The 19,367-nt window shown below is 72.5% G+C and carries 19 protein-coding genes; 8 read left to right on the top strand and 11 right to left on the bottom strand.

The window, feature by feature from the left end:
• The first annotated feature begins 8 nt into the window (after window positions 1-8).
• Window positions 9-932, top strand: a complete 924-nt coding sequence (locus HEQ75_RS13335) for a DMT family transporter (RefSeq protein WP_168031273.1) — start codon at window positions 9-11, stop codon at window positions 930-932.
• Here HEQ75_RS13335 and HEQ75_RS13330 read toward each other — a convergent pair.
• From HEQ75_RS13330 to HEQ75_RS13320, 3 genes are all read right to left on the bottom strand, one after another.
• Entirely contained in the window at window positions 871-1,254 is a 384-nt protein-coding gene (locus HEQ75_RS13330) for a cupin domain-containing protein (protein WP_328733872.1), read from the bottom strand. The genes HEQ75_RS13335 and HEQ75_RS13330 overlap by 62 nt on opposite strands.
• The gene (locus tag HEQ75_RS13325; RefSeq protein ID WP_168031271.1) at window positions 1,251-2,189 is read right to left on the bottom strand and encodes a dihydrodipicolinate synthase family protein; all 939 of its coding nucleotides are present in this window, start codon (window positions 2,187-2,189) and stop codon (window positions 1,251-1,253) included. Before HEQ75_RS13325 ends, HEQ75_RS13330 begins: the two co-directional genes overlap by 4 nt.
• A gap of 188 nt (window positions 2,190-2,377) precedes the next feature.
• On the bottom strand, window positions 2,378-2,863 hold the full coding sequence (locus tag HEQ75_RS13320) for a YcgN family cysteine cluster protein (RefSeq protein ID WP_168031269.1): 486 nt from the start codon (window positions 2,861-2,863) through the stop codon (window positions 2,378-2,380).
• A 91-nt stretch (window positions 2,864-2,954) separates the two neighbouring features.
• On the opposite strand from HEQ75_RS13320, the gene HEQ75_RS13315 reads away from it, so the two are divergent.
• The gene (locus tag HEQ75_RS13315) at window positions 2,955-4,079 is read left to right on the top strand and encodes a glycoside hydrolase family 71/99 protein (RefSeq protein WP_168031267.1); all 1,125 of its coding nucleotides are present in this window, start codon (window positions 2,955-2,957) and stop codon (window positions 4,077-4,079) included.
• Here the strand turns inward: HEQ75_RS13315 and HEQ75_RS13310 are convergent.
• From HEQ75_RS13310 to HEQ75_RS13300, 3 genes are read right to left on the bottom strand one after another with little or no spacing between them, the layout of a single operon-like run.
• Window positions 4,054-4,317, bottom strand: coding sequence for a DUF3297 family protein (locus HEQ75_RS13310; RefSeq protein ID WP_168031265.1), 264 nt, complete (start codon window positions 4,315-4,317; stop codon window positions 4,054-4,056). The genes HEQ75_RS13315 and HEQ75_RS13310 overlap by 26 nt on opposite strands.
• Window positions 4,314-4,991, bottom strand: a complete 678-nt coding sequence (locus tag HEQ75_RS13305) for a phosphohydrolase (RefSeq protein ID WP_168031264.1) — start codon at window positions 4,989-4,991, stop codon at window positions 4,314-4,316. Before HEQ75_RS13305 ends, HEQ75_RS13310 begins: the two co-directional genes overlap by 4 nt.
• Window positions 4,988-5,737: an MBL fold metallo-hydrolase gene (locus HEQ75_RS13300; protein ID WP_168031262.1), complete on the bottom strand. Its 750-nt coding sequence runs from the start codon at window positions 5,735-5,737 to the stop codon at window positions 4,988-4,990. The genes HEQ75_RS13305 and HEQ75_RS13300 overlap by 4 nt, the downstream gene beginning before the upstream one ends.
• Window positions 5,738-5,832: 95 nt before the next feature.
• Between HEQ75_RS13300 and HEQ75_RS13295 the strand changes: the two genes are divergently transcribed.
• From HEQ75_RS13295 to HEQ75_RS13270, 6 genes are all read left to right on the top strand, one after another.
• Window positions 5,833-7,044: a metallophosphoesterase family protein gene (locus HEQ75_RS13295; protein WP_168031260.1), complete on the top strand. Its 1,212-nt coding sequence runs from the start codon at window positions 5,833-5,835 to the stop codon at window positions 7,042-7,044.
• Window positions 7,041-10,547: an AAA family ATPase gene (locus HEQ75_RS13290; protein ID WP_168031258.1), complete on the top strand. Its 3,507-nt coding sequence runs from the start codon at window positions 7,041-7,043 to the stop codon at window positions 10,545-10,547. The genes HEQ75_RS13295 and HEQ75_RS13290 overlap by 4 nt, the downstream gene beginning before the upstream one ends.
• Window positions 10,548-10,573: 26 nt before the next feature.
• A complete protein-coding gene (locus HEQ75_RS13285) occupies window positions 10,574-12,109 on the top strand; it encodes a UxaA family hydrolase (RefSeq protein WP_168031256.1) in 1,536 nt (511 codons plus the stop codon).
• 14 nt (window positions 12,110-12,123) lie between these two features.
• The gene (locus tag HEQ75_RS13280; protein ID WP_168031254.1) at window positions 12,124-12,303 is read left to right on the top strand and encodes a hypothetical protein; all 180 of its coding nucleotides are present in this window, start codon (window positions 12,124-12,126) and stop codon (window positions 12,301-12,303) included.
• 289 nt (window positions 12,304-12,592) lie between these two features.
• Window positions 12,593-13,015, top strand: coding sequence for a VOC family protein (locus tag HEQ75_RS13275; protein WP_168031353.1), 423 nt, complete (start codon window positions 12,593-12,595; stop codon window positions 13,013-13,015).
• A 103-nt stretch (window positions 13,016-13,118) separates the two neighbouring features.
• Window positions 13,119-15,329, top strand: a complete 2,211-nt coding sequence (locus HEQ75_RS13270) for an esterase-like activity of phytase family protein (protein ID WP_168031252.1) — start codon at window positions 13,119-13,121, stop codon at window positions 15,327-15,329.
• A 43-nt stretch (window positions 15,330-15,372) separates the two neighbouring features.
• On the opposite strand, the gene HEQ75_RS13265 is transcribed toward HEQ75_RS13270, so the two are convergent.
• Genes HEQ75_RS13265 through HEQ75_RS13245 form a run of 5 tightly spaced genes read right to left on the bottom strand, consistent with a single transcriptional unit; the run spans window position 15,373 to window position 19,356 of the window.
• On the bottom strand, window positions 15,373-15,690 hold the full coding sequence (locus tag HEQ75_RS13265; RefSeq protein WP_168031250.1) for a monooxygenase: 318 nt from the start codon (window positions 15,688-15,690) through the stop codon (window positions 15,373-15,375).
• A 3-nt stretch (window positions 15,691-15,693) separates the two neighbouring features.
• Window positions 15,694-15,885, bottom strand: coding sequence for a hypothetical protein (locus HEQ75_RS13260; RefSeq protein WP_168031248.1), 192 nt, complete (start codon window positions 15,883-15,885; stop codon window positions 15,694-15,696).
• Window positions 15,886-15,907: 22 nt separating this feature from the next.
• The gene (locus HEQ75_RS13255; protein ID WP_168031246.1) at window positions 15,908-16,753 is read right to left on the bottom strand and encodes a fumarylacetoacetate hydrolase family protein; all 846 of its coding nucleotides are present in this window, start codon (window positions 16,751-16,753) and stop codon (window positions 15,908-15,910) included.
• Window positions 16,754-16,804: 51 nt separating this feature from the next.
• Complete coding sequence (locus tag HEQ75_RS13250) at window positions 16,805-17,554, bottom strand: SDR family oxidoreductase (RefSeq protein ID WP_168031244.1); 750 nt, start codon at window positions 17,552-17,554, stop codon at window positions 16,805-16,807.
• Window positions 17,555-17,565: 11 nt separating this feature from the next.
• Window positions 17,566-19,356, bottom strand: a complete 1,791-nt coding sequence (locus tag HEQ75_RS13245) for an IlvD/Edd family dehydratase (RefSeq protein WP_168031242.1) — start codon at window positions 19,354-19,356, stop codon at window positions 17,566-17,568.
• Window positions 19,357-19,367: the final 11 nt, after the last annotated feature.

The following is a 19,367-nucleotide window of genomic DNA, read 5'->3' as shown; positions in this document are numbered from 1 at the left end:
TGGCGCCGATGCCCAGCCCCCTCCGGATTCTCGCGGCCCTGCTGACCATCGGGCTTGCCTGGGGGATGACGCCGACGCTGGGCAAGCTGGCCCTGGCGCAGGGCATGCGGCCGCTAGGCATCGCCGCCATCGCCGCCAGCATCAGCACGATGGTGCTGTTCCTGGTGGCGGCCTGGCGGCGTGACCTGCCGCGCATGACGCCGGCGCATCTGCGCCACTACCTGCTGGGCGGGCTGGTCGGCATGGGGCTGGCCAATTTCTTCGCCTTCACCGGGCTGCAGCGCGCCCCGGCCGGGCTGTTCGCGCTGCTGGTGCCGCTGGCAGCCCTGTTCAGCGTGGTGTTCTTCGCCATGGCGGGCCTGGAACGGGCGACGCCGCGGCGCCTGCTCGCCACGCTGCTGGGCCTGGCGGGGGTGGCGCTGGCGATGGCGCCAGGCGCCGCCCTGCCGGACCCGGCGCTGCTGCCCTGGGCGGCGATCATGCTGCTGACGCCGGTCTGCTACGCGGCCTCCAACCTCATCGCCGTGAAGCTGGCCGTGCCGGGCAGTTCCGCCCTGTCGCAGGCGGCGGGCACGGTGATGGGGGCGGCCGTCACCTCGCTGCTGCTGGCGCTGGCGATCGGCCAGTTCGGCCTGCCGGGCACGCCGCAGGCCGCCGCGGTGCTGCTGGCGCATGGGCTGGTGAACGCGCTGGGCTACCTGGTGTATTTCCGCCTGCTGGTCGGCGCCGGCGGCGTGGTCACCAGCCAGACCTCCATGACCATCACGCTGTGCGGCCTGTTCTATGGCTGGCTGGTCTTTGCCGAGACCCCCGGCTGGCTGACGGTGCCGGCCGTGGGGTTGATCTTCGGCGGGCTGGCGCTGGCCTCCTTCAGCCCGGCAGGGCCTTCAGCTCCACTTCCACGAAGGACAGCTTCTGCGCCCCGGCATTGACCACATTGTGCTCCACCCCCGGGTCGCGGGTGTAGGAGACGCCGGCGGTCAGCGTGGCCTGGGCGCTGGCGCCGCCCGGCAGTTCCAGCAGCAGCGTCCCGTCGGTCACCGGGATCACCACATAGCCCCAGCCATGGCGGTGCCAGCCGGTCTCCGCGCCGGGATCGAAATCCCAGCGCGTGACGCGGACCATGGCATCATCCTGCTGCACGGTGCCGATCGCCGGAGCGCGGCAGGTGAGCGGCGGCTGGCGCAGCGAAGCCGAACCTCCGGTGCCCGCGGCCTGCGGCCCCTCCGCCCCCTGGTCGTCCGAAGCGGTCACGCCGCCGCCGCCTTCAGCCCGAGGCCCGGCAGCGGCAGCGCGCCCGTCGCCTGCATCGCGTCCCAGGCCTTCTGCCCCGCCTCGGCCGAAAGCGGCAGGTGCGGCGGGCGGATGTTGCGCCAGGCGGCATCGCCGGTGGACCGCGCGATGATCTCCCGCAGCCCAGGGATGAGCGGGGAGGCGGTGGCCGCCTTGCGGGTCGCGTTCAGCACCGCCTGCGCGGCATCGGCCTCCGGGCCCGTGCGGTGCTTGTAGACGATGGCGCCGAAGCGGGCGTTGACGTTGCCGGCGGCGGTGATGCAGCCCGCGCCGCCCTCGGCCAGGATCTTCTGCACGTATTCGTCGGAGCCTGAATAGACCTCGAACCCGTCGGCGGCGAAGTGGTCGATCATCGCCTTCATGTTGGCGTAGTCGCCGGAGCTGTCCTTCACGCCCTTGATCTGGCCCGGGAAGGCCTTCAGCAGCCGGCCGATCAGGTCCAGGCTGAAGGGCACCGCGCTCTGCTGCGGGAAGTGATACAGGTAGATGGCGATGCCGCCGCCGACGCGGTTCACCACTTCGGAGAAATAGGCGAACAGCCCATCATCGGACGGCGCCTTGTAGTAGAAGGGCGGCAGGACCAGCACGCCGCGGCAGCCCTGCGCCTTGGCGTGCTTCGTCAGCTCCACCGTATCGGCCAGGCTGGCGCAGCCGGTGCCGGGCATCAGCTTCGCCGCCGGCACGCCGCGCGCCAGGATGCCTTCCAGGATGGCCTTGCGCTCCTCGAAGCCGAAGCTGTTCGCCTCCCCGGTCGTGCCGAGGATGCCCAACCCGTTGCAGCCATTGGCCAGCAGCCAGTTGCAATGCGCCGCGTAGCGGTCGAGGTCGGGCGTGAAGTCCGCGGTCATGGCGGTCAGCGCCGCCGCATTGATGCCGCCGAAAAGCGCGTCTTTCATCGGGTCGGGTCCTTCCCCTCTCTCATGTCCTCCAGGCCCGCCCTTCGGCGGCCCCGGGGCAATCTCCACGGCTCAGGCACGCCGCTGCCGCGGCGCCTGTCTCAAACACGCCGCTGCCGCGGCGCCTGTCTCAAACACGCCGCTGCCGCGGCGCCTGTCTCAGGTACGCCGCTGCCGCGGCGCCTGTCTCAAGTACGCCGCTGCCGCGGCAGGGGCCTCGCCGTGCGCGGCCAGGTGCCCGGCCAGGCAGCGGTGTGGTCCTCCAGCGCCCCGGCATCGCGTTCCGTCACCACCCGGCCACGGACGGAGACGCCGGCGCGATGCACGCTCTCGGCATCGCCGGATACCAGCGGATGCCACCAGGGCAGGTCGCGGCCCTCGGCCACCAGGCGATAGGCGCAGGTCGGCGGCAGCCAGTCGATCGTCGCCACCTTGTGCGCGGTCAGCTTCACGCAATCCGGCACATAGGTCTTGCGGGCGGGGTAGTTGCGGCAGCGGCAGCTGTCGCCGTCCAGCAGCCGGCAGGCGACATTGGTCCACACCAGGTCGCCCGTCTCCTCCTCCCGCAGTTTGTGCAGGCAGCAGCGGCCGCAGCCATCGCACAGGCTTTCCCACTCCGCGCGCGTCATCGCGCCGAGCGTCTTGCTCCGCCAGAAGGGCTCAGGCTCTGTCATCAGCGGCAACCTACAAGCTGACAGCCGCATGACAAGGCCGCGCCGCGCAGGCGAGCTTGACGCGCCGCGCAGGAGCCGGCCATGCCCTGCCATGCCCCGCCTCACCCGCCGCGCCCTGCTCGCCGGCCTCGCCGCGGCCTTCGCCTCCCCGGCGAAGGCCGCCCGTTCGCCCCCGGCGCTGGGTGCCATCCGCTGGGATGCCTGGTACGCGCCGGGCTCCATCCCGACGGAGGCGATGGTGCGCAGCCTGTCGCCGCCCGAATTCCGCCACCGTGCCCCCTTCTTCGCCGAGGTGCCGCCCGGCGCCGCGCCGCTCCGCTTCCCCGCCGCCAGCCAGGCGGCGATGGACCGGGAGATCGCGCTGGCCAGCGGCGCCGGGCTGGATTTCTGGGCCTTCGTCACCTACCCGCCCGGCAGCGGCCTGACCGAGGCCTTCCGCCTGTATCGCGCCAGCACGCTGCGCCCGCGCCCGCGCTTCTGCCTGATCACGGAGGCGCGCCGCCTGCGGCCGGAGGGCGGCCCGCTGCACGAGCACCCGCCTTTGCTGGCCGACCCGGACTACCAAGGCACCGCCGATGGCCGGCCGATCTACCTGATCGGCTTCCTGTCCGAGGCGCTGATCGCCGGCTGGGGCGGCATCGCGCCGCTGCGCGCGGCGCTGGACGCCTTCCGCCGCCGGGTCCGGACGGCCGGCGCCGCCAACCCCTGCCTGGTGCTGATGACGCCCGATATCGGCCAGGCCCGGCGCTGGGCGCCAACGCTCGGCTTCGATGCGCTGTCCGCCTATGCTTGGCAGGATGGCGCCCGCCAGGCGCCCTATGCCGCCCTGGCCCGCCTGGCGGAGCGGGGCTGGTCGCGGCAGGCGGCGCTGGGCATGCCGGTGATCCCCACCGCCATGTCCGGCTGGGACCGCCGGCCGCGCGTGGCGAACCCGGTGCCGTGGGAGGATTTGCAGCGCCCGGGCCTGGGCGCGGATCGCCACTACGCCGCGCCGCGCCCGGCCGAGCTCACCGCGCATCTGCGCCGGGCCGTGGCTTTCGCCGCCACCCAGCCGCTGCGGCTGGCGCTGGCCTATGCCTGGAACGAGCATGACGAGGGCGGCTGGCTGCAACCCACCCAGCCGGATGACCGCAGCCGCCTGCGGGCGCTGCGCGCGGCGCTGTGCCGGCCGCAGCCGGCCGAGGCCTGCCTCAGGCTTCCGGCGCCGGGTCCCTGAGATAGGGCTCGACGGTGCCCTTCAGCTTCAGCGTCAGCGGCTGGCCGCGGCGGTCCACCGCCTTGCCGACGGAGACCCGCACCCAGCCTTCGCTGACGCAGTATTCCTCGACATTGGTCTTTTCCTGGCCGTTGAAGCGGATGCCGACGCCGCGGGCCAGCAGCGCCTCGTTGTGATGCGGGCTGCGCGGGTCGACGGAGAGGCGGTCGGGCAGGGTTTCGGGGGCGTTGTCGCTCATGCCGGGTTGGTAGTCGGCCCGGCCGGCCTGGACAAGGCCCCGGCTTCCGGCGGCAGCAGCCGGCGCAGCGCCGCCAGGAAGCGCGCCGCCGCCTGTTCCGGCGGCCAGGGCTGCCAGGGCGTGCCGCCATGCTCCGCCACCAGCGGGTCCGCCTCCATCACCGCGGCGCGGATGCCCAGCGTGTCCCGCACCTCCGCCCTCGACCAGCCGGCGACATGCACCGCCTCCGCCGCCGCCATCGCCACATCCAGCCGCTTGTGGCGCTTATGGGCCTCCACCTCCCAGGCGCGCAGCCCGTAGCGCTGCGCCACCACCGCCGCCAGCCGGTCCTGCAGCGCCAGGAACCCCGGGCCGAGAAAGGGCTTGAGCGGCGAGATGCAGTCGAAATTGACCAGCCCCTCCTCCGCATCATGCAGCAATTCGCGCAGCAGCTCGCCCGGCCCGGGCGCCGGCCGCGCCCGCCGGCGCAGCGCCATCACCGCCAGCGAATGCTGCGCCACGGACAGCGGCGCGCCGGGCCAGATGGAATGGCCGCCCCAGCGGAAGGTGCGGGACAGGCCGATGGCCAGGTCCTCATCGGTCCAGTCCAGCGGCGTCGGCGCCAGCAGGTCGAGCCGCCGGCCGGAAGGCAGGCGGATCCAGGCGCGCGCCGGTGCGGCGGCGCGGCCGCTCAAGGCGCCGTCAGGTCGAATTCGGCGGTCACCGCCAGATCCTCGCTGAACCAGGACCAGATGCCGGCCTGGCGCTGGCCGCAATATTCCGGGCGGCCATCCGCATCCAGTTGCATGGTCAGGTCGTGCCCGGGGACCAGCAGCGTGCCCGGCACCGCCTGCCACAGCGACCAGATCCCGGCCATGGAGGATTCGGAGGCCGCCGCATCCATGGTCATGTCCGCCTGGCGGGAGAGCATCTCCGCCCGGTTCTTCGCCGCGTCGCCGCTGAAGATCACCGGCGGGCTGCTGCCGGCCAAGTAGTAGACCAGGCAGCCCGGCGTGTGACCCGGCGCGGCGATCACATGGATGCCGGGCAGCGGCTCATCCCCCGCCACAATCCGCCGGGTGCGCGGGCTGGCCGCCAGTTCGCGCACGTGCAGCTCAGGCAGGGCGTTGAAATCCCAGGGTTCGGCCTCGGCCCACGCCATCTCCGCCGCGCCGATCCAGACCGTGGCGTTGGGGAACAACGGCGCGTTCACACTGTGGTCCCAATGCGCGTGGGTCAGCAGGATGTCGGTCACATCCTCCCGCTTCACATCGCGCGCCGCCAGCTGCTTCGCCAGTTCCAGGCGGATGTTGAAGGACCCGACATCCACCAGCGCGACCCGCCCCTGGCCGCGCAGCAGGGCGATCGTGCTCCAGCCCAGCGCACCATGGCAGACCGATTTGCCGGGATAGCCCTGCACCAGCACGTCCAGCCTGTACATCCACGATCCCCCGCCTCCGACCCTCCCACGATAGCGGGGTTGCGACGGGCGCCAAGCCGGCCGATCCTCAGCGCTTCGCGCATGACACAGATGCCATGAAGTTCCTGCACGCGGCCGATATCCATCTGGACAGCCCGCTGTCCGGCCTGCAATCGCGCGCCGACCTGCCGCCCGACCTGCTGCGCGACTGCACCCGCCGCGCCTTCGCCGCCATGATCGACCTGGCGATCGCCGAGGAGGTGGCCTTCGTCATCATCGCCGGCGACCTGTATGACGGCGACTGGAAGGATTTCTCCACCGGCCTGTTCGTGGCGGCGCAGATGAAGCGCCTCGGGCGCCCCTGCTTCCTGCTGCGCGGCAACCACGACGCGCGCAGCGTCATCACCCGCGACCTGGCGCTGCCGGCGAACGTCTTCGAATTCTCCACCCGCACCTGCCAGACGCATGAGGTGGGTGGGCTTTCCGTCGTCCTGCACGGCCATTCCTTCCCCAACCGCGCCGTGCCGGAGGATCTCACGCCCGGCTATCCCGAACCGCGCCGCGGCTGGCTGAACATCGGCGTGCTGCACACCTCCGGCAACGACCCCGGCGAGCACGAGACCTACGCCCCCTGCGACCCCGGCCTGCTGCGGCTGAAGGGCTACGACTACTGGGCGCTGGGCCATATCCACCGGCGCCAGGTGCTGGCCGAGCGCCCGTGGATCGTCTTCCCCGGCAACACCCAGGGCCGCCATATCCGCGAGACCGGCGCCAAGGGCTGCAGCCTGGTGACAGTGGAGGAGGGCCAGGTGGTGGCGGTGGAACACCGCGCCGTGGACAACCTCCGCTGGGCGCTGCTGGAGGTGGAGGCGGCGGAGGAGGCGCCGCTCGCCAGCCGCCTCGCCGAGGCGGTCGGCCGGGCGCTGGCGGAGGCCGAGGACCGCCCCGTGCTGGCCCGGCTGCTGCTGACCGGGGAGGCGTTGCCCGGCCTCGCCACGGATGCCGAGCGCCTGGCCGCCGAATGCCGCAACGCCGCCATCGAGGCCGGCGGCACCCTGTTCATCGAGGCCGTGCGCCTGCGCACCCGCCCGCGCCGCGGCCTGGAAGCCGCCGCGCTGGACCCGCTGCGCGCCGCCTTCGAGGCCGGTCTGGCCGACCCGGCGCGCAGCGCCGCCCTGCTGGCGGACCTCGCCACCCTGCGCGCCAAGGTGCCCGCCCCGGCACGGGAGGCGCTGGACCTGCCGCAGGATGCGGAAGGCCTGGCGCGGCTGGGCGAGGAAGCCTGGGCGCTGGCCGCCGCCGCCATCGCCGCGGAACAGCCGGGATGAGGCTGCTGCGGCTCGACCTGCTGCGCTACGGCCATCTGACGGATACGCGGCTGGATTTCCCGGAAGCCGCCCCGCTGGTGGTGGTGCTCGGCCCCAACGAGGCCGGCAAGTCCACCACCCTGTCCGCCATCGGCGATGCACTGTGGGGCTTTCCGCTGCGCAGCCCCCATGCCTTCCTGCACGAGACCAGCGCGCTGCGCCTGGGGTTCGAGGTGCTGGGGCACGATGGCAGCCGCGCCGCCTTCCTGCGGCGCAAGGGCAACAGGAACACGCTGCTCGACATGGCGGAAAACCCGGTGCCTGAAGCCGCCCTGCTGCGGCTGCTGGGCGGCGCCAGCCGGGGGCTGTTCGAGACCACCTACGGGCTGAACGGCGCCACGCTGCGCGACGGCGCGCTGTCCCTGCTGGCCAGCGGCGGCGAGGCCGGGGAGAGCCTGCTGGCCGGCATGGGCCTGCCGCATCTGCGCAAGGCGCTGGAGAGGCTGGATGCGGAAGCCAAGGCCCTGCACGGCGATGGCCGCGGCCGCCGCGCCCTGGCCGCCGCGGCCGATGCCTGGGCCGAGCAGCGCCGCGCGGCGGAGGAAGCCGCGATCCGGCCACGCGAATGGCAGGCGACCAAGGCGGAATACGACACGCTCTGCACCGCGATCGAGGAGGCCACGGCGCAGGGCGACGCGCTGGCCGCCGAGGCCGCCCTGCTGAACCGCGCCCGGCGCATCCTGCCCCTGCTCGCCAGCCTGGATGCGCTGCGCCAGGACGCCGAGGCCCTGGCCGATGCACCCAGCCTGCCGGCGGAGGCCGCCGCGACGCTGCGGCGGCTTCTGGAAGATCACCGCCTGGCCGCCGAGGACCGGCGGCGCGAAGCCGCGGAGGCGCAGGCGCTGGAGGCCGAGGCCGCCGCCCTGCCGCAGGACCCGGCGGTGCTGGCGGAACAGGATGCCATCGACCTGCTGGCGGAACAGCGCGCCGGCGCGCTGGACGCAGCGCGGGACCTGCCCGGGGTCCAGCGCAAGGTGGAGGCCTACCGGGCGGAGGTGGAGGAAGCCGCCGCCCTGCTCGGCAGTGGCGCGACGGCGGAAGCGCTGCGCGAATCCCTGCCCCGTGCCGCGGATCGCCAGGCCGCGCAGGCGCTGATCCGCCAGCGCACGGAACGCGCCACCGCCCTGGCCAGCGCCCAATCCGCCTTGGCCGAGGCGACCCGGCAGCGGGAGGCGGCGGAGGCCCGCCTCGGCGCCTGCCCCACGCCGCCCGCCACCGCGCCGCTGCGCCGCGCCATTGATGCGGCGCGCGGCGAGGGGCCATTGGACCGGGAACTGGCAGCGGCGGAACGCGCCCTGGCGGAAGCCTCCCGGCAGGTGTCCACCGCGCTGGCCGCCCTGCCCCTGTGGTGCGGCGACGCCGCCGGCCTTGCCGCGCTGAAGCTGCCCTTGCCGCCGGCATGCGATGCCGCCGCCAGGCGCCTGGCCGAAGCCACCGCCGACATCACGGCCGCCCGCCAGGCCGAAGCCGCGCTGGCCGAGGAGATCGCGGCGCTGGCGGAGGCGATGCAGGACCTGGCCCGGGGGGAGAAGGTGCCGACCGCCGCGCTCATCGCTGCCGCGCGCGCCCGCCGGGATGCGGCCTGGGCCGAACTGCGCGAACATCTCGATGCCGGCAGCGCCGCCGACCCTGCCCTGCCCGACCGCTTCGAGGCCCAGCGCGACGAGGCCGACCGCCTGGCCGATGCCCGCGCCGACGATGCCGCCCGCGTCAACGATTACGCCGCGAAGGGCGCCCGGCTCGACCTGCTGCGCGCCCGGCAGCCGCTGGCTCGGGAGACGAGCCTGCGGGCGGAGGCGGCGGAAGCGGCGGCCGTTTCCGCCTGGGCCGCGCTGTGGCAGCCCGCCGGCCTGGTGCCCCAGGATGCCGCCACCATGGCCGAATGGCGCCGCGGCCGTGCCGAGGTGCTGCGCCTGGCGGAACAGGAAGCCGCCGCGCGCCGGCAGCGGGACGCGCTGGCGGAACGGCGCGCCACGGCCCTGGCCACGCTGCACACCGTGCTGCCCGCAGCCGACACGCGGATGGCCACCCTCACCCCCCTGCTGGACCGCGCGCAGGACCAGCTGGATGCCACCGAGGCGGCGCAGCAGCGGCACCGCGACCTGACCAAGGCTGCCACGGATGCGGCGGAGCGACAGGCGGCGGCGCGGCAGGCCCAGGCCGGCGCCGCCGCGGCGCTGGCGGATTTCGCCCCGCAATGGCGCGCGGCGACCCAGGCGCTCGGCCTGCCGGCGGACGCCTCGGCGGAGGCGGTGGAACGTGCCCTCGGCGCCTGGACCCGCGTGGCGGAGGCCGCCAAGGCCTGGCGCGGCGACGCGGCGCGGGTCGCCGACATGGCCCAGGCCATCGCCCGTTTCGCGCAGGACACAGGGGCGGTGCTGGACCGCCTCGGCCTCCCGCCCGGCGAAGACCCCGCGCCCGCCTGGGTCGCCCGGCTCGGCCGCCGGCTGGAGGCAGCCCGGCAGGCGGCGAAGGACGACGCGACGCTGGCGAAGCGCCTGCAGCAGCGCCGGCAGGAAGCCGCCGCCGCCGGCGCCCGGCTGGCGGAGGCCGAGCGCCGGATCGGCGCCCTGCAGGCGCTGGCCGGCACCGACAGCCTGCCGGCGCTGGAGGAGGCCATCCGCCGCGCCGCCGCCCGCACCGAGCGCCGCGCCGCGATCGCCGGGGCGGAAGCCGCGCTGCGCGCCCAGGGCGATGGCCATGCCGAAGCCGCGCTGCGCGCGGAGGCCGAAGGCACGGACCCCGACCAGGCCACCGCCCGGCTGCACCGCATCGAGGCGGAGCAGGCCGCGCTGCGCGAACGCCTGACCACCCTCGGTGCGCAGCGCCAGGATGCGGAGGCGCGCCTCGCCGCCATGCAGCGGGGCCGGGATGCCGCCGCCCATGCCCAGCAGGCCCGTCACCACCTGGCCGAAGCCGGCGCCGCGGCGGAACGCTTTGCCCGGCTGCACCTGGCTCGCACCCTGCTGCAGGCAGGGATCGAGCGCATCCGCCAGGAACGCCAGGGCCCGTTGCTGCGCCGCGCCGGCGCGCATTTCGCCCTGCTGACGCATGGCCGCTACACGCGGCTGGCGACCGATGAGGACGAGGCCGGCCGCACCCTGCTGCGCGCCGTGCGCGATGACCGCACCGAATGCCCGGTCGAGGCCCTCAGCGAGGGCACGCGGGACCAGCTGTTCCTGGCGCTGCGCGTGGCCGCGGTGGAGGCGCAGGCGGCGGCGGCGGAGCCGCTGCCCTTCATCGCCGACGACCTGCTGGCCAGCTTCGACGATGCAAGGGCGACCGCCGCGCTCGCCCTTCTGGCGCGCCTCGGCGCGACCACCCAGACCATCCTGTTCACCCACCACGCGCATCTGGCCGACCTCGCCGCGCGGCAGCCCGGCGTGGTGGTGCGGGAGATGCCCGGCTTTCAAGCCCCCCGCTTCCAGGCCCCCCGCTTCCAAGCTGAGGCCCACACGGCGTAGGCTCCACCAAACGGAGGAAGACAACCATGGACGCCACCACGCTGCCGCCGGTGCTCCGCCTGGCCCCTGATGACGGCGTGCTGATCGCCCGCATCGCGCTGCCGCCCGGCACCACCGTGGCGCCGGGCGTGACCGTCGGCGAAAAGCGCATCCCGCCCGGCCACAAGGTGGCGATCCGCCCGCATGCCGCCGGCGAGGAGATCCGCCGCTACGGCCAGATCATCGGCTTCGCCACCGCCCCCATCGCGCCCGGCGACTGGGTGCATACCCACAACTGCGCCATGGGCGATTTCGCCAAGGATTATGCCTACAGCCGGGAAGTGAAGGCGACCGCCTACACCAATACCCCCGCAAGCTTCATGGGCTTCCGGCGCCCGGATGGCCGCGCGGCGACGCGCAACTACATCGGCATCATCACCTCGGTGAACTGCTCCGCCCATGTCGCGGACCTCGTCGCCGATGCCTTCAAGCGCAACCCCTTCACCGGCACCGACCCGCTGGCCGACTACCCGAATGTGGATGGCGTGGTGGCGCTGACGCACAAGACCGGCTGCGGCATGACGGAGGGCGAGCCGCTGCGCCTGCTGCGCCGGACGCTGGCGGGCTATGCGCGGCACGCCAATTTCAGCCACGTCATCGCCATCGGCCTGGGCTGCGAGGTGAACCAGCTCGGCGGGTTGCTGGAGGAACAGCGCCTGGCCGGTCGGCTGCGCAGCATGGACATCCAGGAGATGGGCGGCACGCGGAAGACCGTGGAAGCCGGCATCGCCTTCGTGAAGGAGGTGCTGGCCGAGGCCAATGCCGCGCGGCGCGAACCCATCCCGGCCAGCGAGCTGGTGGTGGCCCTGCAATGCGGCGGCAGCGACGGCTATTCCGGCATCACCGCGAACCCGGCGCTGGGCTATGCGTCCGACCTGGTGGTGCGCCATGGCGGCACCGTGATCCTCTCCGAGACCCCGGAGACCTACGGCGCCGAACACCTGCTGACCCGCCGCGCCGTCTCCCGCGAAGTGGGGGAGAAGCTGGTGGACCTGATGCGCTGGTGGGAGGATTACACGGCGAAGGAGGGGGCGGAGATGAACGCCAACCCCTCCCCCGGCAACAAGGCCGGCGGGCTGACCACCATCCTGGAAAAGTCGCTCGGCGCCATGGCCAAGGCGGGCACCACCAACCTGGTGGAGGTCTATCGCTACGCCGAATCCGTCACGGCGAAGGGCTTCGTCTTCATGGACACGCCCGGCTACGACCCGGTCGCCGCCACCGGCCAGGTCGCCGGTGGCGCCAACCTGGTCTGCTTCACCACCGGCCGCGGCAGCGTCTTCGGCGCCAAGCCCGCCCCCTCCATCAAGCTCGCCACCAACACGCTGATGTATGAGCGCATGGCGGAGGACATGGACGTGAATTGCGGCACCATCGTCACCGGCGAGGAGACCATCGAGCAGGCCGGCCAGCGCATCTTCGAGCTCATGCTGCGCGTCGCCAGCGGCGAGCGGACGAAGAGCGAGAGCTATGATTTCGGCGGCGCCGAATTCGCCCCCTGGGTGATCGGCGCGACGATGTGAGGTGCCGCTTCCACTTGCGCAGGCCGCACCCGGCGCTGCGCGGGCTGGCGGGCGGCCTCCGGCACGACGACGAAGCCCGCGCGGCGCCGCAGCATCGGCGGAAGATGCCCTGCGCGGAGGCGGTGCAGCCGATCAACCGCGGGCCACTCATCGGCGTCGCCAGGCCCGACCCGGCCGCCGGGACGCGCTGGTGATGCTGACGCCGCTCGGCGCGGAGCGGCCGCTGCGGTGGCGGAAGCCTGGCGGCGGAGCGAGGTCCCTCGCGGGCGCACCGGGGTGGCGGCGCTGGCGCGCGACCTCGGCTGGCGGCGGAAGCAGGCTTCGCCGACCAGGCGCGAATTGTTCTGGAGCATTTTCTAGCCTTGCGGCTTCGCAAGGCGACTCGGAAAATGCGTCGAAACAATGAGCTGGAGCCGTTCCACCGTCTTCGCTTGCGGTGAGACGGCGCTAGCCTTCCGCCGCAACCACTCGGAGAGACCGGCCATGGAAGGCCCCGCCCCCGGCACGCTCTGCCCCTGCCTGCGCTACCAGGACGCGCCCGCCGCGATCGACTGGCTGGAACGTGCCTTCGGCTTCCGCCGCGGCCTGGTGGTGCCGGATGGGGCGGGCGGCATCGCCCATGCGGAGCTGCATCTGGACGGCGCCGGGCTGGTGATGCTGGGCTCCGTGCGCCCGGATGACTTCGGCCAGTCGCCCGGCCAACTCGGCAACGTCACCGGCAGCCTTTACGTCCGCACCGCGGATGCCGACGCCGCCCATGCCAGGGCCGTCGGCGCCGGCGCCGTGGTGGTGCGGCCGCTGGAGAACACGGATTATGGCAGCCGCGCCTTCTCCGTCCGCGACCCGGAAGGCCATGTCTGGTCCTTCGGCACCTATTGGCCGGCGCCGGCGGGCGATACCATGTGAACCTTTCATGTCGGCCCTGGCACGGTCTTGCCGGCGCGCCGGTGTGGATGGCACCTGCCCTACCGCCGCGACCTGACGCGGCCCGAGCCAGGAAGCCCGCCCCATGCGCCTCACCCGCCGCGCCCTCCTTCTCACCATGCTGTTCACGGCCCTGCCCGCCCTGGCGCAGGAGGCACCGGTGTTCAACCGCATCGCCACCATCGAGGCGGTGCAGATGCTGCCCGCCGGGCAGCCGCGCAACGTCCGGTCCCTGGCTGAGATCGTCACCGCTTCCGCCGATGGCAACACGCTGATCTATGTGGATGGTGGCCAGCACGCGCTGGGCTTCGTGGACATCACGGACCCGGCGGCGCCGCGCCCGGCCGGCCTGCTGCCGCTGGGCGGCGACCCCACCTCCGTCACCAGCCGCGGCGCCCGTGCCTATGCGGTGCTGGACACCTCGCCGAACAAGGTTGCCCCCAGCGGCCAGGTGGTGGTGGTGGATATCGCGGACCGCCGCATCGCGCAGCGCTGCGAACTCGGCGGCCAGCCGGATGCCACCGCGATCAGCCCGGATGGCCGCACCCTGGCCATCGTCATCGAGAATGAGCGCGACGAGCGCCTGGACCGCGGCCGCATCCCGCAGTTGCCGGCCGGTAACCTGACCCTGATCCCGATCACCGAGGCGGGGCTGGATTGCGCCGCGCTGCGCCGGGTGGACCTCACCGGCCTGGCCGGCGTCGCGCCGACCGACCCGGAGCCGGAATTCGTCGACGTGAACAGCCGCGGTGAAGCCGTGGTGACGCTGCAGGAGAACAACCACCTGGCCATCGTGAATCTGGCCGAGGGCCGGGTGGTGACGCATTTCAGCGCCGGCACGGTGGACCTCGACCAGGTGGATGGCCGCCGCGACAACGTCATCCGCCCCACCCAGCGCCTGGCAGGCCTGGTGCGGGAGCCGGATGCGGTGCGCTGGCTGGATGACGAGCGCTTCGTCACCGCCAATGAAGGCGACCTGGTCACCGGCTCCCGCGGCTTTACCATCTTCCGCCGCGACGGCACGGTGGAATGGGATTCGGGCAACCTGCTGGACCACCTCGCCATCCGCCTGGGCCACTACCCCGAGGCGCGCTCCGGCTCCCGCGGCAATGAGCCGGAGGGCGTGGAGGTGGCGCGCTTCGGTGATCGCCGGCTGATCTTCGTGGGCAGCGAGCGCGCCTCGCTGCTCAGCGTCTGGCTGGACCGCGGCCCGGGCCAGGCGCCGGAATTCCTGCAGGCACTGCCCACCGGCGTGGCGCCGGAAGGGCTGCTGGCGATCCCCGCGCGCAACCTGCTGGTGGTGGCCGGGGAGGCCGACAATCCCCGCACCGGCCTGCGCTCCACCCTCACGCTCTACCGCCTCGGCGCGGGCCCGGCGGCCTACCCGACGCTGGTTTCGGACAACGGCCCGGCCGGCACGCCGATCCCCTGGGGCGCGTTGTCCGGCCTGACCGCCGACCGCAGCCGCCCCGGCCATCTCCATGCCGTCACCGACAGCGTCTATGCCGAGGCGCAGATCCTGGCCATCGACGCCACCGCCACGCCGGCGCGCATCACCGCCAGCGTGACGGTGACCCGCAATGGCAGCCCGGCCGCCAACCTCGATATCGAGGGCATCGCCATGCGCGCCGATGGCAGCTTCTGGCTGGCCTCGGAAGGCAATCCGGAGCGCGCGCAGAACAAGACCGCGAACCTGCTGCTGCGGGTTTCCGCCAGCGGCGCGATCGAGGAGGAGATCGCCCTGCCGGAGGCGATCGCCGGCACCGCGCTGCGCTTCGGCTTCGAGGGCGTGACGGTGACCGGCGCCGGCCCGGATGAGGCGGTGTGGATCGCCGTGCAGCGGCCCTGGACCGGCGCGCCGGCCGGCCATGCCATGATCCTGCGCTACCTGCCGGCGACCCGCGCCTGGGGCGTGCTGCACATCGCGCTGGACCGTTCGCCGGCCGGCTGGATGGGCCTTTCCGAGATCACCGCCGTGGCGCCGGACCGCTTCGTGGTGATCGAGCGCAACAACCAGTGGGGCGAGGCGGCGATCAAGCGCCTGCTGCTGGTCTCCGTGGCTGGCCTGACGCCGGCCGCGCCGGGCGCGGCCGAGGTGCCGGTGGTTGCCCGCAGCCTGCTGCGCGACATGGTGCCGGACCTCGCCGCCGCGCAGGGCACGGTTCAGGAGAAGCTGGAGGGCTTCGCCATCGACGCCGCCGGCAACGCCTTCGCGGTGACGGACAATGACGGCGTGCAGGGCACGGCCGGGGAGACGCAGTTCCTGCGCCTCGGCCGCCTGCCGACGGGCAACTGAGGAAGGATGGATCGCCCTCCCCGCTCCGGCGGGGAGGCGCGTTTCAGCCGGCGGGGATCGGCGCCCGGTCGATCAGGCTCAGCGCCTGGTTCACGCCGCGATAGGTCGCCTCGATATCCGTCACGCCGCGGGCCGCCAGGCGGCGCGCATGCATCGCGTGGTAGGCTTCCGCCGCCGCGCGGGTCTCGAACAGGTAGACGCCGCCGGCACGCCCGGCGGCGGGTTCTTCCGTCCAGATCTTCCAGATCAGCCCGGCCTGGCCGGCGATGTCCTCCGCCAGCGGCTTCAGCGCCTCGGTCCGCTCCGGACCGAAGGCGCCGTTCGGGAAGTCGAAGACCAGGACGGTGAGGTCCTGGGCCATGGCTCAGGGCGCCGGCGGGGCGGCCGGGGCGTTCAGGTCGAGGAACTTCAGCGGGCGCCAGCCGGAGACGTTGTTGGCCTCGAAGCTCAGCTTCCAGGAACGGCCATTGGTGCTGTCCACCAGCACCACGAACATGCCCGTGCCCACCGGGCAGGCCACAACCTGATAACGGCCCTTGTCATTGGTCTCGGACATGAAGGTAGTCTCCTGTTCTGGCTCAGACATGGGCAATGGTGCGCTGCACCTGCTCGCCCAGCCCCTGGATCGAAAGCTTCATCGTCTGCCCGGCCTTGAGGAAGACCGGCGGCTTCTGGCCCAGGCCGACGCCCGGCGGGGTGCCGGTGGAAATCACGTCGCCCGGATGCAGCGTGATGAAATGCGAGACGTAGGAAACCAGGTGCCGCACGCCGAAGATCATGGTGCGGGTGGAGCCGTCCTGCATGCGCTGGCCGTCCACATCCAACGTCATCGCCAGGTCCTGCGGGTCCGCTACCTCATCCTTGGTGACCAGCCAGGGGCCGAGCGGGCCGAAGGTGTCGCAGCCCTTGCCCTTGTCCCAGGTGCCGCCGCGCTCGATCTGCCATTCGCGCTCGGAGACGTCGTTGCAGATCGCGTAGCCGGCCACATGCTCCATCGCCGTGTCTTCGGAGACGCATTTCGCGGTGCTGCCGATGATGACGGCCAGTTCGACTTCCCAGTCGGTCTTCACCGAATCCTTCGGGATCATCACCTCGTCATTCGGGCCGCACAGGGCGCCGAGCGACTTCAGGAACACGATCGGCTCCTTCGGGATCGCAGCACCGGTTTCCGCCGCGTGGTCGGCGTAGTTCAGGCCGATGCAGACGAAGTTCTTCATGCCCGTCACCGGCGGGCCGAGGCGCGGCGTGCCGGTCACGGCCGGCAGGCTCGCCGGATCCAGCGCCGCGATCTGCGCCAGCCCGGCGGCCGACAGCGCCACGCCGGCCAGGTCCGGCACCACGCCGGACAGGTCGCGAATGGTGCCGGAGGCGTCCAGCAGGCCGGGTTTCTCCTGGCCCGGGGGGCCATAGCGCAACAGCTTCATGGGGACTGCCTTTAGTAGATGTTCACTGATACGCGAAGGGGGGCGCCGCGCCTACAGTGTCCAGCCGCCGTCGATGACGATGGCCTGGCCGGTGACGAAGGCGCTTTCGTCGCTTGCGAGGTAGAGCGCCAGCGCCGCCATCTCCTCCGCCGTCGCCAGCCTTCCCATCGCCTGGCGGGCGACGAAGGCGGCGCGCGCCGCGGCCTCGCTGCCGGCGGCGGCCGCATTGGCGGCGATGCGCTCGCCCAGGCTCGGCGTGTCCACCGTGCCGGGGCAGATGGCGTTGCAGCGGATGCCCTGGGAGACGTATTCGGTCGCCACCGACTTGGTCAGCCCGATCACCGCGGCCTTGGTGGTGCCGTAGACGAAGCGATTCGGCGCGCCCTTGATCGAGGAACAGGCGGAGGACATGTTCACGATGGTGCCGCGCTTGCGTTCCAGCATGCCGGGCAGAACCGCCTGCACCATCTTCCACATGGCGCGGACGTTCAGCGCGAAGCCGAAATCCCATTCGGCGTCGGTGGCCGTCAGCACCGTATTCTGGTGCACGAAGCCGGCGCAGTTGAACAGGATGTCCACCGGCCCGGCCGCCGCGACCGCGGCCGCGATGGCGGCATCGTCCAGCACATCGAGGCCGCGCGTGGTCAGGCCCGGCGCCGCCAGGTCCGCCAGCTTCGCCACGTCGCGGTCGGTGGCGATCACCTCCGCCCCTTCGGCGGCGAAGGCGAGCGCGGTGGCGCGCCCGATGCCCTGCGCCGCCGCCGTCACCAGGCAGCGCTTGCCCGCCAGACGTCCTGCCATTTCGCCGCTCCTCAATGGTTGTGCCGGCTCTCGCCGCGCGTCTCCAGGATGTTGAGGAACAGCGTCGCCGGCTCCAGGCAGCCGCCGGTGCCGAGCTGGCCGACCATGCTGCGGTAGATCTCCTCCCACGGCGTCTTGTGCACCAGGTCGGGCGCCTTCCAGGCGGCGCGGCGGGCTTCCAGCTCCGCCGCCGGGATCAGCACGTCCACGCGCCGGGTCTTCAGGTCGATGCGGATGGGGTCGCCATGCTTCAGCAGCGCCAGCCCCCCGCCCACCGCCGCTTCCGGCGTGACGTTGAGGATGGAGGGGCTGCCGGAGGTGCCGGATTGCCGCCCGTCGCCCATGGTCGGCAGCGCCATGATGCCCTGCTTGATGAGGGCCGCCGGCGGCTGCATGTTCACCACCTCCGCCGCGCCGGGGTAGCCCACGGCGCCGCAGTTGCGCACCACCAGCACGGTCCTGTCGTCGATGCCGAGCGAGGGGTCTTCGATGCGGGCGTGATAGTCCTCCGGCCCCTCGAACACCGCCACCTTGCCCTCGAACACGTCCGGGTTCTCCGACAGGAAGCGGTCCCGGAAGGCCTTGTCGATGACGCTGATCTTCATCACGGCGCTGTCGAACAGATTGCCGTTCAGCACGATGAAGCCGGCATGTTCCTTCATCGGCTTGCCGAAGCTGCGGATCACTTCCCGGTCCGGCGCACCGAGCCCTTCCAGGTTCTCCGCCACGGTCTTGCCGGTGACGGTCATGACATCGCCATGCAGGATCCCGGCATCGAGCAATTCCTTCATCACCGCCGGCACGCCGCCGGCACGGTAGAAGGCCTCGCCCAGGAAGCGGCCGGCCGGCTGGCAATCGACCAGCAGCGGGACCGCCGCGCCCATGCGCTGCCAGTCGGACAGGTCGTGCTCCACGCCCATGTGCCGCGCGATGGCCACCATGTGGATCGGGCAGTTGGAGGAAGCGCCGATCGCGCTCGCCACCATCACCGCATTCTCGAAGGCCTTCTTGGTCATGACATCGGAGGGGCGGAGATTGGCCTTCACCATCTCCACCGCCCGCACGCCGGTCATGTAGGCCATCTGCGCCCGCTGCCGGTACGGCCCGGGGATGGCGGCGGAGCCGGTGAGCGTCATGCCCACCGCTTCCGCCAGTGAGTTCATCGACAGCGCCGTGCCCATGGTCGAGCAATGCCCGACCGAGGTGGAGCTGGCCGCCACCATCTCGATGAAACCCTCGTAATCAATCTCACCGGCGGCGAGCTTCTTCCGCGCCTCCCAGACGATGGTGCCGGAACCCGCCAGGCGGCCATGCCACCATCCATCCAGCATCGGCCCGCCGGGCAGCGCCACGGCGGGGATGTTCATGGTGGCCGCGCCCATCAGCATGGCCGGCGTGGTCTTGTCGCAGCCCGTGGTCAGCACGACGCCGTCGATCGGGTAGCCGTGCAGGATTTCCACGAGCGACAGGTACTGGAGATTGCGGTCGAGCGAGGCGGTCGGCCGCTTCAGCGTTTCCTGGATCGGGTGAACCGGGAATTCCAGCGGCACGCCGCCGGCATCGCGGATGCCCGCCTTCACCCGCTCCGCCAGCGCCAGGTGGTGGCGGTTGCAGGGCGAGATGTCGGAACCGGTCTGGGCGATGCCGATCATCGGCCGGCCGGACTGCAGCTCGGCCCGCGTCATCCCGAAATTCAGCTGTCGCTCGATATACAGCGAGGTCATCCCCGGATCCTGGGGATCGTCGAACCAGCGCTGGCTGCGCAGACGGAATGGCTTCTTCGTCTGGTCGTGATCGTCCATGGCACCCTCCC

This window comes from Falsiroseomonas selenitidurans (genome assembly GCF_012103215.1).
Lineage (GTDB): Bacteria > Pseudomonadota > Alphaproteobacteria > Acetobacterales > Acetobacteraceae > Falsiroseomonas > Falsiroseomonas selenitidurans.
The sequence above is the reverse complement of the archived record's forward strand: the minus strand, read 5'-3'. Positions and strand labels throughout refer to the sequence as shown.